The organism is Actinomadura coerulea (genome assembly GCF_014208105.1).
Classification (GTDB): Bacteria; Actinomycetota; Actinomycetes; order Streptosporangiales; family Streptosporangiaceae; genus Spirillospora; species Spirillospora coerulea.
On sequence record NZ_JACHMQ010000001.1, the window covers coordinates 4,962,198 to 4,975,803 of the forward strand.

The following is a 13,606-nucleotide window of genomic DNA, read 5'->3' on the forward strand; positions in this document are numbered from 1 at the left end:
GCGTACGCCCGGAAGGCGCCAACTCGCCGGATCTCGTTCCACGCGATTCATCCGTGAGGGGCCCTCCCCACACGGCCACCTCTTACGCGCCCCGGATCCCGCGCGCCGTCATCTTTTCCGGGCCCGCACCAGGACGATGCTGCCGCGCTCGTTCGGCGCGGCGCGGTCGGCGAGGGCGACGAGCGGCGTCAGCGGCGCGGCCGCGTTGAAGCCGACCTTGCCGCCGTAGGTGGAAAGCGACAGGTAGAGGCGCTCGGTGGCGGCCGTGCGGAACTGGTAGCTGTGGCCGACGAGGTCGAGGCCGCGCTCGTCCATCAGCTTGCGCAGGCTGTCGTGGGTGTAGGTGTGCTGGACGTGGTACTTGGCCTTGTGCGCGTCGCGCAGTTTCGGCCAGGCGTCGGCGCGGCTCAGCACGTCGGCGGACATGAAGATCTCACCGCCGGGCTTGAGGACCCGCGCCATCTCGTCCAGCGACCTGCCGCCGTCGTCGAAGTGCTCGATCGCGCAGACCGACAGGACCGCGTCGAACGAGCCGTCGGCGAACGGCAGCCGCAGCGCGTCGCACTCGATCAGCGCCGGGGCGTGCGCGAGCGTCCGCCCGTAGACCATCTTGCCGCGGGCCAGGTCGATCGAGACGGCGTCGGCGCCGCGCCGGCGCGCGCGGCCGGCCCAGTAGCCGTCACCGCCCGCGACGTCGAGGACCCGCTTGCCGCGCAGGTCGCGCCCCATCCAGTCGAGCAGCGTCCCCGCCTCGCGGTACCGGCACACGTGCACCTGGTGTCCCATGAAGGCGACCACATCCGAAATCTTCATCGCTCCCCAACTCTAGGCGGAGCGGGCGGCCGCGAGGTCACGTTCGCCTACGCTGGGCGCGTGAAGATGAAGGTCGTCGCCGTCCGGGGCCTGCGCGTGCTCCTGGTCCTGCTCGCGCTCGCGTTCTGCGGCTACAGCGTGGCGTCCCAGTGGGACGCCGCGGTGGACGCGTTCCGGCAGATGTCGTGGGCGACGCTCGCCGGGGCGCTCGCCGCGGGTCTGGCGGGGCTCTTCGCCTGGATGCTCGGCTGGCGGGAGTTCCTCGCCGGGCTCGGGTCGCCGCTGCCGGTGCGGGCCGTCTTCCGGATCTCGGGGATCAGCCAGCTCGGCAAGTACGTCCCGGGCAAGGTGTGGGCGCTGGTCACGCAGATCGAGATGACGCGCGAGCACAAGGTGCCGCCCGAGCGCAGCTTCGGCTCGACGATGCTGGCGGTCGCGACGTCCACCTCGTGCGGGCTCGCGGTCGCGGCGGTGACGCTTCCGCTGACGTCCGCGGCGGCGCGCCGTGAGTACTGGTGGCTGTTCCTGCTGGCGCCCGTCCTGCTGGCGATGCTGCACCCGAAGATCGTGAGCTGGGCGCTCGGCGTGATGCTCAGGCTCGTGCGGCGGCCGCCGCTGGAGCACCCGGTCAGCGTGGGAGCGACGCTCAGAGCCGTCGGGTGGACGGTCCTCGGCTGGGCCCTGTTCGGCGTGCACACCTGGCTGCTGTGCGCGGCCGTGGGCGGCGACGGCAAGGGGCTGCCCTTCCTCGCGACCGGGGCGTACGCGCTGGCGTTCGTGGCCGGCTTCCTCGTCTTCATCGCGCCGGGCGGCATCGGGGCCCGGGAGGCGGCGCTGACGGTCGTGCTGACGCCGGTCCTCCCGGCGGGCGCGCCGGTCGTGGTGGCGATCGCGTCCCGGGTGCTGCTGACCGCCGCCGACCTGCTGATCGCGGGCGCGGCGTTCCTGCTGGGCAGGACGGCCCCGGCCACCGGGAATGAACCGCGGTCCGAGCAGCTTGTGACGGGTACGCAGCCCACACCGGATGCGCAGCCTACGAAGGAGGGACCGTGACGGCCCCCATCACCGTGACCGACGCGACGTTCGCGGACGAGGTCCTGAGCAGTGACACCCCCGTGCTGGTCGACTTCTGGGCCGACTGGTGCGGGCCGTGCCGCATGATCGCTCCCGTGCTGGAGCAGATCGCCGCCGAGCAGGACGGCAAGATCAAGATCGCGAAGATGGACTACGACGCGAACCCGCAGACGCCGGGCAAGTACGGCGTGATGGGGCTGCCGACCCTGCTGCTCCTCAAGAACGGCGAGGTCGTGGAGCAGATCGTCGGCGCCAAGCCGAAGCGCGCCCTGATGAAGGTCATCGAACCGCACCTGTGAGCGCGTCGATATAGACGGCCCACAGCGGGCCGTGGTCGACCGGGCGGACGCCGGAGCGGAGACGCTCCGGCTCCCCCGGCTCGTAGAAGCGGCGGAGGGCGCCGGCGAGCGCGGGCACGTCGTCAGGCGCGCAGACAAGGCCGTCCACGCCGTCGCGGATCTGCCCGGCGAACCCGCCCACATCGGTGGCGATCACCGGCAGGCCGTACTCGTGGGCCATCCAGACGTTCTGTGACGCGGTCGCCGTCCGGTACGGCAGGACGAGCGCGTCGGCGGCGGCGAAGAGTCCCGAAACGTCGGCGGCCGGGACGTACCCGGGCCGCAGCTCCACCCTGGACGTCAGGTCCAGCGTGCGGACCAGCTCGCGGGTCTCGTCCAGACCGCCCCAGAACTCGCCCGCGACGGTCAGCGCCACGTCGTCCGGGCCTTCGGCGAGAGCGCGCAGCAGGACGTCCAGTCCCTTGTACGGGCGGACGATCCCGAAGAACAGCAGCCGCCGGCGCACCTTCCCGTCGCCGGGCGCGGCGGCGCCGGCCGCGGGCAGGTGCGCGGCCATCTCCGCGACCCGCACGGGCCGCCGGGTGAGGCCCCGGGCGACGTCGGCCTGCGCCTCGGTGTGCACGAGCACGCCGTCGACCTTGCGCAGCAGGCGCCTCATCAGGGGCTCGTCGTAGGGCTTGCGCTCGTGCGGCAGGACGTTGTGGCACAGCGCCACCACCGGGGTCCGGCCCCGGAGCCCGGCGAGGATCCCCAGGTAGGACGGCACCTGGACGGTGCTCAGCACGACCAGGACGACCAGGTCGCACGAGCCCAGCGCGCGGCCGGTGCGCCACCAGCCGTCCGGGCGGCGCCAGTCGAGCCGGCGCCGGGTGCCGGGGAACGGCTCCCCCTCCGGCTCGGAGATCGTCTGCTGGCCGGGGTAGAGGAACGAGGGGTACTGGGCCCGCCACGACTCGATGACGACGTCGTGGCCCGCCGCCGCCAGCCGGTGCGCCAGCTCGGTGGTGTGCCGGGCGCCGCCGCCCTTGTAAGGGAACGCGGGCCCGACGATCGCGACGCGCATGCCGCTAGACGTCCCCGCGCGAGCGGACGATCAGGTCGGCCAGCAGCGCCAGCGACGCGATGATCAACCCCGTCACGAAGATCATGATGGTGTTGTTGGCGAAGTAGCCGAAGTGCACCACCATGTCGAACACGCCCTTGAGCAGGCCGATCACGATCAGCCACAGCGCGGGCGGCATCAGCACCTTGAGCGGGTTGAAGTACATCACCATCCGCAGCACCTGCAGGATGTAGCGGTAGGCGTCCTTGGTGAAGTGGAACTTCGACTTGCCGGCCCGCTTGGCGTAGTCGATCGGCACGTACCGCACCGGGTGCTGGTTCGACAGGAACGCGATGGTGATCGTCGTGACGCAGGAGAACCCGGGCGGCAGCAGCCGCAGGTACGGCAGCGAGACCTCGCGGCGGAACGCGCGCAGCCCCGAGTTCAGGTCGGGGATCCTGGTGTTGGTGAGGCGCTCGGCGACCTTGCGGATGAACCACTTGGCGGGCACCCGCAGCGCCTTGTGCGTCCCCTCCTCGGTGGTGCGCGCCCCGACGACCTGGTCGACCGCCGGGTCGGAGTCGAGGAGCTCGACGAGCTCGGGGATCCGGTCGTTCGGGTAGGACATGTCGGCGTCGGTCCACACGACGATGTCGCCGCGGGCCTGCTGGGAGCCGATGCGCCGGACGGTGCCCGACCCGCTGTTGTGCTGGAACGCCATGATGCGCATGTTCGGGAAGCGGGGGGCCGCCTCCTCCAGCCGGGCGAGCGTCGCGTCCGTCGAGCAGTCGTCGACGGCCAGCAGCTCGTAGGTCTTGCCGCTGGCGTCCATCGCCGCGCAGATGCGCTCGACCTCCTCGATCACGTGGTCCTGCTCGTTGTAGCAGGGCAGCACGATCGTGACGTGGACGGCGTCGGACGCGGCCGGCGCACCGGGCGCGGGCGCCGGTCCGGGCGCGGGCACGGCCTCGGACGCGGGCTCGGACGCGGGCTCCACATCGGCGGGCGGCTGGGGCTTCGGCTCGACAGACTGGGTGCTCACGCAGCGCGAGGATACTCGCCCCCGCGCACATCGGCGGCCACTACGGCCGCGCGGGCTCGGTCGTCCACACGTCCATGGTCAGCCCCCAGGTGCCGCCGGGGGGCCCGGTGAGCGTGCGCCCGTCCTGCCGCGTCACCAGGTGCAGCACCCGCCGCGGCGTCCCGTAGGGGGCGACCTGCTCGGGCCTCGCCGCCATGATCACCGGGCGGCGGCCGGCCCGCCGCGCCCCGGCGGCGACGCGCCGCACGTCCTCGGGCGACGCGGAGCCGGTCGTGCGCGCGGCCGGCCGCCCGCACTCGCCGCGGACGACCTGGAGGAACCGGTCGGCGGTGGCCTGCTCGACCACCACGACCGAGGCGCGCGCGGGCAGCGACCGGCACATCCCCTCCACGGCGGCGACCTCGCCCTGCTCCGTGCGGGTCACCAGGTAGCCGCCGGACGTCAGCACGATCGGCACCAGCATGAGCGCGACGCCGGCGACCGCGCCCGCCCGCACCACCTTCGGCCCGTAGCCGAGCCGCCGGACGCGCCTGACCGTCCACGCGGACGCGAACACCGTGAACAGCAGCAGGCCGGGGATGACGAGGCCGATCAGCCGGCGGGACGCCCACGGGTGGTCGGGCGTGATCCCGGGGCGGACCAGCACCTGCGCGGTCGTCCAGACGACCATCGCGTAGGGCAGCAGCCATTCCGGGGACTGCCCGCGCAGCAGCCGCCGCACCAGCAGCGCCGCGCCGAACGCGGCGAACAGCAGCGCGGGGACGCCGACGTACCAGAGGACCCAGTACAGCGACAGCTCGGAGTACTGCCGGGTGCCGTCGACCGGGAGGCCCTGGATCTTCTGGATCATCTCGATGAACCGGACGTTCATCGCGTCGTCGCCGGTCGCGGGCGGGCGGCGGACGGTCTGCGCCAGTGGCCGGAGCGCGAAGCCCGCCATGACCAGCACGGTGAGGACGGCGGCGGCGCCCGGAAGGCGGCCGCGCGCGACCGCCGCGCCGGCGCGGCGCAGCCGGGTCCCCGTCCGGTCCCGGCGCAGCGCCACCACCAGGATGACGGTCGCGGCCAGCACGGCCGCGGAGATGGCCGCCAGCGGAACGAGCGACGCCCGGAGATAGGACAGGTAGGGCCGGGACATCGTGAGGCCCTCGGCCAGGCCGGCGCCCGCGCCGAGCAGCAGGCCGCCGGCCGCCCAGTAGCCGGCCGCCCGCCTGCGCGCGATGAGAAGCCCCGCGAACACCGCCACCGGCAGGACGTCCCGCAGGCCGTCGATGCGGACGAGCACGATCAGCCCGAGCGCGGCCCCGGCGAGGAGCGCCTTGGCACCGGCGACCCGTCCGTCACCGGGCTCCCGGCGGGCGTCGTACATGAGCGACAGGCCGCCCAGCAGCAGGACGATGGCGGGCAGCTCGCTGAAGGTGTTGCGGGAGACGTAGAGCATCGGCAGCGTCAGCGCGAGCAGCAGCGCCCCGGCGGGGGCCCAGCGGGGGCCGACGAGGCGCGCGACGAGCCCGGCGAACGACAGCACGCAGCACGCGCCGAGAAGCGGCGCCGTCAGCACCATCCCGTGGGCGCCGCCGACCCATCCGGCCGGCGCCAGCACCAGCGGCCACCCCGCCATGAACTGCGGGACGACGGCGCCGCCGTCCTGGTAGAAGGCGGGGCTCGCGAAGGCCAGGGCCGCGTCGGGGCCGCCGAACGCCCGCTCCGACAGCGGGATCGGCAGCGATCCGTGCTTCGCCAGCCACGTCGCGAACTGGACGTAGGACGCGGGGTCGCGGCGGACGACGATCTGCTCGGCGCACATGACGACCTGGAGCACCAGGAACGCGGCCGTGACGGCGAACACCGACCACACCGGCCAGTGCCGCGCCGCGTCCGGGCCGCCCGGGGCCTTCGCGCTCTTCGGGAGCCCGCCGGGAGCGGCCTCCGCCCGTGTCCGCAGGCCGAGCCACAGCACCAGGGCCGCGACCGGCACGAACAGCGCCACCGCCGGGGCCGGGCGGAAGAGGCCCGCCATCAGCAGCGGCAGCGACACCGCCAGCCACGCGACGAGGACCAGGGCCGGGGCCGCGGTCGCCCGGACGAGCACCCGGCCGGCATCCATGGTTCCTTCGCGGCGCCCGCCGTCGCGCCCGCCGCCGGGTCCGCCGTCGGGGCGCCCGCCCGTGCGCCGCCCGCCCGCCACTGTTCCGTCCTTCACGCGTGCGGAGCGTAGCGGCAACGGCGCGATGGCGGCGCCAGGGAGATCACGCGGGCATACGCTCGGACCATGAGCGCACATGCCGGGGCCCCGGGCACGCCCGCCGAGCTGCTGCGGCGGCGGGTCGCGGACGACCCGTCCCGCCCGCTGGTCACCTTCTACGACGACGCGAGCGGCGAGCGCGTCGAACTGTCCGCGCGGACGTTCGGGAACTGGGTGGCCAAGACGGCGAACTTCCTGGTGGACGGCCTCGCCGCCGAGCCGGGGACCCGCGTCGTCCTGGTCCTGCCGCCGCACTGGCAGACCGCGGTGTGGCTGATGGCCTGCTGGTCGGCCGGCCTCGTCGCCGAAACGGTCGATCCGGAGGAGTTCGGGCGCGTTGGCGCCGAACCGGCCGGGGCGTCCGAGCCGTACATCCTGGCGGCGGCGCAGGAGGTGCTGGACGACGTGCTCGCGGACGAGGTGCTCGCAGGAGGGGCCGAGGAGATCGTCGGCCTGTCGCTGCACGCGCTCGGCGGCCCGCTCGCCGACTGCCCGCCCGGCGTGACCGACTACGCGGCGGAGGTGCGCGCTTACGGAGACCGGTTCGACCCGGGTCCCGAGGCGGCTCCGGAGGCCCCCGCACTAAGTGTGACAAAGGCCACATTCAGCGCGGCGGAGCTGGTGGGCGCGGCGCGCGGGGCCGTTGAGAAATGGGAGCTGGACGCACGCGACCGGCTCCTGGTTGACATGTCCTTCACCACACTCGACGGGGTACTGGCCTGCCTCTTGGCACCACTAGCCTCGGGTGCTTCCGTCATAATCCAACGAAACTTTGACAAAGCCGCCCTAGATCGTCGCCTGACCCTGGAGCATGTGACGGTGGTGGCCGGTACTCCCGGACCGAATGACGAATCCGGCTCCGTGTACCGCCTCCACTGACCTACGCTTCCCATTGCCCTCGTCCCGTCCGTTCGAACCATGAGCCACGGGCCGGCCCCTCGCGGGGACGTCCCCCGGACCCCCGGAACCGCCCATACCCCCGGACCTCGGAGCCGATGAACAGCAACCCGATGTACATGGAGTACGTCGACGACGCCGACCCGCAGCCGGCGCCTCGACGCGGCTGGCGCATCCTCGGCTGGGTGTGCATCGGGCTGTCGGCGGTCATGGTGGTCGGCTCCCTCACCGCCTACGGCCTGTACCGGCAGGCGTTCGGGAACATCTCGCACGAGGACGTCAACGCCCAGCTCGGCCCCAACCGGCCGAAGAAGCTGAACGGCGCGATGAACATCCTGATGCTCGGGTCCGACACCCGTGAGGGCTCGAACGCCAAGTACGGCCGCTCGATGAAGAACGAGGTGCCGCGCTCGGACACGATGATCCTGCTGCACCTGTCCCCCGGCGGCGGCCAGGCGATGGGCATCAGCTTCCCCCGCGACCTGATGGTCCGGATGCCCTCCTGCAAGAGCCGCAAGGGCGCGGTGATCCCGGCGCAGACCCGGGCGCAGATCAACTCGGCGTTCAGCAACGGCGGCGCGGCCTGCGTCATCAAGACGATCGAGAGCCTCTCCAACATCCGCGTCGACCACTTCATGCAGGTCGACTTCAACGGGTTCAAGGCCATCACCAACGCCGTCGGCGGCGTCCCGGTGTGCCTTCCCAAGAGCGTCGACGACCCCAAGTCCAAGCTGAAGCTGAGCGCGGGCAAGCACAAGATCAAGGGAGAGACGGCGCTGGCCTACGTGCGCGTGCGGCACGGCCTCGGCGACGGCTCCGACACCGACCGCATCAAGCGCCAGCAGAAGTTCATGGGCTCCCTCGCCGGCCAGGCGATGAGCGCGGGCGTGCTCAGCAACCCGCGCCGCATGCTCCAGCTGATGAACGCCGTGACCAAGTCGCTCACCACCGACAAGGAGCTGACGCCGGAGGTCATGATGGACATCGGCAAGGAGATGCAGGGCATGACCACCGGCAAGCTGCGGTTCGTGACCGTCCCGTCCGGGCCCGACCCGCTGGACCCGAACCGGGTGGCGCTCACCCCCGCGGCCCAGCCGTTCTTCTCCGCCGTCCGCAACGACAAGACCGTGCCGAAGGAGCCCAAGCCGGGCGCCACGAAGATCCCGCCGAGCCAGGTGCGCGTGCGGGTCTACAACGGCAGCGGCATCGACGGCCAGGCCGGGCGCGTCGCCAGCGACCTGGAGTCGCAGGGCTTCCAGGTCACCGTCGGCGGGAACGCCCCCTCGCCCACGACCGCCACCCAGGTGCTGTACGGTGCCGGTGCCGACCAGCAGGCGCAGACCCTGACCGCGCTGATCCCGAGCAAGCCGCAGGCCGCGGCGCGCACCACGGGCGGCACGCCGGGCGTCGTCGACCTGATCGTCGGCCAGAACTGGACGAACCTCAAGAGCGCCGGCGCCGGCATCCCGAAGCAGCAGGGTGAGATCCGCGCCAGCGACGACATCTGCAAGGAGACCTGACCGGGCAGCCGTATGACCTACACCACCAGGCCCTCAGAGGCCGACGCGGCACAGCGAACCGAACGGCCGTCGTCCACGGACCCGGCGGCGCCCCCCACGGCGGGGGCGCCGGAAGCCGCGGGCACCACCGCCTCTGGGATCCCGGCCCCGCAGGTCCCCGGCCCCGCGCGCAAGGTGCGCGACCCGTTCTTCGACAACGCCAAGTACTTCGCGATCCTGCTGGTGGTGGCGGGGCACTCCCTGGCCAACCTGCTGAACGTCCCGATGGCCAAGGGCCTCTACCTGTTCATCTACCTGTTCCACATGCCGCTGTTCATCGTGATCACCGGATACTTCTCCCGGAACTGGACGTTCGCCGGCGGCAAGGCCCGCAAACTGATCACCAACGTCGGGGTGCCGTACGTGGTGTTCGAGTTCGCCTACTCGATCTACGACTGGCTCGCGGGCCGCAACCACCTCGAGATCAGCCTCCTGAACCCGTACTACCTCACGTGGTTCCTGTGCGCGCTGTTCATGTGGCGGCTGTCCACCCCCGTCTGGCAGCAGATCCGCTGGCCGCTCGCGGTCGCGACCATCTTCGCGCTGCTGGCGTACATGAGCGACCTCGGCGGGACGTTCGACATCCACCGGGTGATCGGGCTGCTGCCCTTCTACGTCCTCGGGCTCTCGCTGAAGCCCGCGCACTTCGAGCTGCTGAAGAAGCCGATCGCCCGGCCGATCGGCGCGGTGGTGCTCGCCGCCGGGCTCGCCGGCACCTACCTCGTCATGAACCACATGTCGCGGGGCTGGGTCTACTGGAAGCACCCGAACTTCGAACTCCACGTCGGCAACCTCACCGGCACCGTGGTGCGGATCGCGATGTTCGCCGCGGCGGTCGTCTTCGTCGCCGCGTTCCTCAGCCTCATCCCGCGCAGGCGGTACTGGTTCACCGCCCTCGGCTCCTACACCCTGTACGCCTACCTGCTGCACGGGTTCGTGACCCGGCTGCTCAACTTCACCGGCTGGTGGGACGCCGACTGGATGCACACCCCGACCGGGGTGGTCATCGTGGTCGCCGGCGCCCTGGTGGTCGGAACGTTCCTGTGCTCCAAGCCCGTCGTCCGGACGATGAGCTGGGCACTGGAGCCGAAGATGACATGGGTCTTCACACCTCTGAGAAGGCCCGTCCGCTCCCGCTGACGCTCGTCCCGCTCCCGCTCCCGCTCCCGGCAAGATCCGACCCCCCGGAGATATGTCCGACGTCCTCCCCACCCCGCCACCCGCCACGGGCAGTGCGCCTTCCGCCACGGGCAGTACGCTCGCCATGCCCGAGGCGCCGTCCATCCCCGCCCCGCGTCCCGCACCGGACCCGGCGACGCCGCCGAAGCCGGCACCCCGCCCCCGGGACGCGTACTTCGACAACGCCAAGTTCTTCACGGCCGTGCTGGTCGTGGTCGGGCACTTCTGGTCCCAGTTCGGGGACAGTCGCGCGGCCCACGCCGCATATGTCGTTCTCTACGCCTTCCATATGCCGGTATTCGTCTTCATTTCCGGCTATTTCTCCCGCGGATTCATGCGCTCGACGGACAGGTTCCGCGGCCTCCTGCCCACACTCGTCGTCCCCTATGTGATATTCATCCTGCTCTACCGGGCGCAATTGGTCCTCCTCAACGGAGTGCAGTTCCGGCTGAGCGAACTCTTCCGGCCGCATTTCCTGATGTGGTTCCTGGTGGCGCTCGTGTTCTGGCGGCTGAGCGCGCCGCTGTGGGGGCACCTGCGCCATCCGGTGGCCGTCTCGGTGGCGTTCTGCCTCGTCGGCGGGAGCTGGGCGTTCACCGCCGACTCCACCCTCGCCCGGACCGCCGGGCTGCTGCCGCTCTTCGTCCTCGGGCTGACCGCCGACCCGCGGCACGTGCGGCGGCTGCGCGCCGGGTGGGCGCGGTGGGCCGGGCTCGCCGTGCTGGCCGCCGCCCTCCCCGCCGCCTACGTCTGGGAGCTCGGCACGGTCGTCCCGAAGATCGACAGCGGCCTGCTCTACTGGAACCAGGGTTACGATGCCATGGGCTTCGGTACCGCCGAAGGCATGATGTGGCGGCTCGTGGCCCTCTCCTTCGCCGTTCTCCTCGGCGCCGCCTTCCTCGCGTGCATCCCGCGCGGCCGGGCCTGGTACACCGAGATGGGGACGCGGACGATGTACGTGTACCTGCTGCACGGACTCGTCATGAAGACGTTCGACTACACCGGCGTGCTGGACGAGCCAGTCCTGCACGAGCCGTTCGGCATCGTCTCCGTCACCGCGGCCGCCACCGCGCTCGGCGTCGTCCTCGCCACCGCGCCCGTGCGGCGGCTCACCCGGTGGGCGGTCGAGCCCGACGCGCGGTGGCTCCTTCGGCCCGCGCCCGCCAGGACCTGAGATTCAAGCCCGACCTGTGGGTATAGTCCAGAATCACCGAGTAGTTGATTGGCCTTCGCGTGAGCTCTGATCACGATATTTCTTTGAGCGTCATCGTGCCCGTGCACAAAGTGCAGGGGTACATCCGGCAGTGCCTTGATTCCATCCTCGATCCCGATCTGCCCAATCTCGAGGTCATCGCGGTCGACGACCACTCGCCGGACGGATGCGGGGAGATCCTCGACGAGTTCGCCGAGCGCGACCCGCGCGTCAAGGTCCGGCACCTCGGCGAGAACGTCGGCCTCGGCCGCGCGCGCAACATCGGGCTCGACATGGCGACCGGCGACTACGTCTGGTTCTTCGACAGCGACGACTACGCGACCGAGGGCGCCGTCCGCGCGATCCTCGAACGGCTCGCCGAGACCCGCCCCGACGTGCTGGTCTTCGACTACGCCCGGGCCTACTGGAACGGCAAGGTCAAGCGCAGCATCATCAACGACCTGTTCCGCGAGCCTCCCGCGCCGGACGTGTTCACCCTCGCCGAGCGGCCGAGCGTCCTCGAGATGATGATGACGGCGTGGAACAAGGCGATCCGCCGCGAGTTCCTGCTCGACCTCGGGCTGCGCTTCAGCGGCGGCTACTACGAGGACGTCAACGTCACCTACCCGATCCTGATGGCCGCCGAGCGCCTGAGCCTGCTGGACCGGGTCTGCTACATCTACCGGCAGCGCCGCCGCGGCGCGATCACCAAGACCGCGAGCGCCAAGCACTTCGACGCGTTCGCGCAGTACGACCGCATCTTCGAGTTCATGGACGGGATGGGGGCGAAGGCCGACCCGTTCCGCCCGCTGATGTTCGACCGGACGATCTGGCACCTGCTCGTCATCATCGAGCGGCCCGACCGCGTCCACGAGTCGGAGAAGGCGCGGTTCTTCGCGGAGATGTCGAAGACGTACGAACGGTACGAGCCGGCGGGGCACGTCCCCCCGGACGACAAGCCGTTCCTCGCCGACAAGCACCGGATGATCAAGGCGGGCGACCACCGGGGCTTCGAGCGGGTCCGCGCCGCCGAGGCGAAGGACAAGACGCGGAACCGGGGCGGGAAGACCGCCAAGATCCGCAGGCGCGGCGTGCTGCTGGGCAAGGAGCTCGCCAAGGAGCGCTACTACCAGATGCAGCGGCGCCTCCCGATCGAGGAGGACCTCGCCGTCTTCGCCGCGTACTGGTACCGCGGGTACGCCTGCAACCCGGCGGCGATCTACGAGAAGGTCCGCGAGCTGGCCCCGGACGTCCGCCCGGTGTGGGTCGTCAAGCCCAGGGCTCGCAGGACGATGCCGGAGGGCGTCGACTACGTCGTCGCCGGCTCCGCCGAGTACTACCGGACGCTCGCCCGCGCGAAGTACTTCGTCAACAACGTCAACTTCCCCGACAACTACGTGAAGCGGCCGGGGCAGGTGCACATGATGACGCAGCACGGGACGCCGCTGAAGAAGATGGGCCTCGACCAGATGGAGTACCCGGTCGGCGCCAACGACATGGACTTCAAGGCCCTCATCGCCCGGTCGGACCGCTGGGACTACCTCGTCTCGTCCAACCCGCTGTCGACGGAGGCGTGGGAGCGCGGGTTCCCCTGCGACTACGAGATGCTGGAGATCGGCTACCCGCGCAACGACCGGCTCGTCGCGGCGGACGAGGACGAGCGCGTCCGGCTGCGCGCCGAGCTCGGCGTCCCGAGCGGCGCGACCGCGATCCTGTACGCGCCGACGCACCGCGACTACCAGCGCCGCTACACCCCCATGTTCGACATCGGGCGGGTCGCGGACGCGCTCGGCGACGGGCACGTGCTGCTGCTGCGGGCGCACTACTACTACAAGATCAAGAACATGGCGGCGGACCTCGGCTGGCCGGAGGGCCGGGTCATCGACGTCTCCAAGCACCCGTCCGTCGAGGACCTCATGATCGCCTCGGACGCGCTGCTCACCGACTACTCCTCGGTGATGTTCGACTACGCCAACCTCGACCGGCCGATCGTGGTCTACGCCAACGACTGGGAGACCTACCGGCTCACCCGCGGGGTCAACTTCGACCTGACGGCGGCCCCTCCGGGCGTCGTCGCCGCCACCGAGGCCGAGCTGGTCGAGGCGTTCACGTCCCGGGCCGCGTGGAGCGACGCCGCCGCGAAGAGCCTCGCGAACTTCAGGGCGCGCTTCTGCCCGTGGGACGACGGGCACGCGGCCGAGCGCGCCGTGCGCCGCATGTTCCTCGGGGAGAAGATCCCGAACCCGCCGCAGTAGGCCCCGCCG

The 13,606-nt window shown here is 71.4% G+C and carries 11 protein-coding genes; 7 read left to right on the forward strand and 4 right to left on the reverse strand.

Annotated elements, in window-relative coordinates; translation table 11 throughout:
* Positions 1-108: 108 nt before the first annotated feature.
* Positions 109-813, reverse strand: a complete 705-nt coding sequence (locus BKA00_RS22740) for a class I SAM-dependent methyltransferase (protein ID WP_185028086.1) — start codon at positions 811-813, stop codon at positions 109-111.
* Between the two features lie 66 nt (positions 814-879).
* On the opposite strand from BKA00_RS22740, the gene BKA00_RS22745 reads away from it, so the two are divergent.
* Positions 880-1,866 (forward strand): lysylphosphatidylglycerol synthase transmembrane domain-containing protein, encoded by a 987-nt coding sequence (locus BKA00_RS22745; RefSeq protein ID WP_185034639.1) that lies wholly within the window; start codon positions 880-882, stop codon positions 1,864-1,866.
* Complete coding sequence (gene trxA / locus BKA00_RS22750) at positions 1,863-2,186, forward strand: thioredoxin (protein ID WP_179837481.1); 324 nt, start codon at positions 1,863-1,865, stop codon at positions 2,184-2,186. Before BKA00_RS22745 ends, trxA begins: the two co-directional genes overlap by 4 nt.
* Here trxA and BKA00_RS22755 read toward each other — a convergent pair.
* The 3 genes from BKA00_RS22755 to BKA00_RS22765 all read right to left on the reverse strand — a co-directional run bounded on the left by BKA00_RS22755 (position 2,167) and on the right by BKA00_RS22765 (position 6,473).
* Positions 2,167-3,249, reverse strand: a complete 1,083-nt coding sequence (locus BKA00_RS22755) for a glycosyltransferase family 4 protein (protein WP_185028087.1) — start codon at positions 3,247-3,249, stop codon at positions 2,167-2,169. The two genes, trxA and BKA00_RS22755, sit on opposite strands and share 20 nt — an antisense overlap.
* 4 nt (positions 3,250-3,253) lie before the next feature.
* Positions 3,254-4,192 (reverse strand): glycosyltransferase, encoded by a 939-nt coding sequence (locus BKA00_RS22760; RefSeq protein WP_185034641.1) that lies wholly within the window; start codon positions 4,190-4,192, stop codon positions 3,254-3,256.
* A gap of 118 nt (positions 4,193-4,310) precedes the next feature.
* On the reverse strand, positions 4,311-6,473 hold the full coding sequence (locus BKA00_RS22765) for a hypothetical protein (RefSeq protein ID WP_230298680.1): 2,163 nt from the start codon (positions 6,471-6,473) through the stop codon (positions 4,311-4,313).
* A 69-nt stretch (positions 6,474-6,542) separates the two neighbouring features.
* Here BKA00_RS22765 and BKA00_RS22770 point away from each other — a divergent pair, with 69 nt between their 5' ends.
* The 5 genes from BKA00_RS22770 (at position 6,543) to BKA00_RS22790 (ending at position 13,597) form a co-directional block, all read left to right on the forward strand.
* Positions 6,543-7,394, forward strand: coding sequence for a TIGR03089 family protein (locus tag BKA00_RS22770; RefSeq protein WP_185028089.1), 852 nt, complete (start codon positions 6,543-6,545; stop codon positions 7,392-7,394).
* Between the two features lie 116 nt (positions 7,395-7,510).
* Positions 7,511-8,932: an LCP family protein gene (locus BKA00_RS22775; protein WP_185028091.1), complete on the forward strand. Its 1,422-nt coding sequence runs from the start codon at positions 7,511-7,513 to the stop codon at positions 8,930-8,932.
* A 12-nt stretch (positions 8,933-8,944) separates the two neighbouring features.
* Positions 8,945-10,111, forward strand: a complete 1,167-nt coding sequence (locus BKA00_RS22780; protein WP_185028093.1) for an acyltransferase family protein — start codon at positions 8,945-8,947, stop codon at positions 10,109-10,111.
* Positions 10,112-10,235: 124 nt separating this feature from the next.
* Complete coding sequence (locus BKA00_RS22785; RefSeq protein WP_185028095.1) at positions 10,236-11,324, forward strand: acyltransferase family protein; 1,089 nt, start codon at positions 10,236-10,238, stop codon at positions 11,322-11,324.
* A gap of 83 nt (positions 11,325-11,407) precedes the next feature.
* Positions 11,408-13,597: a bifunctional glycosyltransferase/CDP-glycerol:glycerophosphate glycerophosphotransferase gene (locus BKA00_RS22790; protein WP_221493261.1), complete on the forward strand. Its 2,190-nt coding sequence runs from the start codon at positions 11,408-11,410 to the stop codon at positions 13,595-13,597.
* Positions 13,598-13,606 lie beyond the last annotated feature (9 nt).

Excerpts from the sequence above, each read along its gene's own strand:
- BKA00_RS22740 (WP_185028086.1), bottom strand. The coding sequence starts at position 813 with ATGAAGATTTCGGATGTGGTCGCCTTCATGGGACACCAGGTGCACGTG.
- BKA00_RS22745 (WP_185034639.1), top strand. The coding sequence starts at position 880 with ATGAAGGTCGTCGCCGTCCGGGGCCTGCGCGTGCTCCTGGTCCTGCTC.
- BKA00_RS22755 (WP_185028087.1), bottom strand. The coding sequence starts at position 3,249 with ATGCGCGTCGCGATCGTCGGGCCCGCGTTCCCTTACAAGGGCGGCGGC.
- BKA00_RS22770 (WP_185028089.1), top strand. The coding sequence starts at position 6,543 with ATGAGCGCACATGCCGGGGCCCCGGGCACGCCCGCCGAGCTGCTGCGG.
- BKA00_RS22775 (WP_185028091.1), top strand. The coding sequence starts at position 7,511 with ATGAACAGCAACCCGATGTACATGGAGTACGTCGACGACGCCGACCCG.
- BKA00_RS22780 (WP_185028093.1), top strand. The coding sequence starts at position 8,945 with ATGACCTACACCACCAGGCCCTCAGAGGCCGACGCGGCACAGCGAACC.
- BKA00_RS22785 (WP_185028095.1), top strand. The coding sequence starts at position 10,236 with ATGCCCGAGGCGCCGTCCATCCCCGCCCCGCGTCCCGCACCGGACCCG.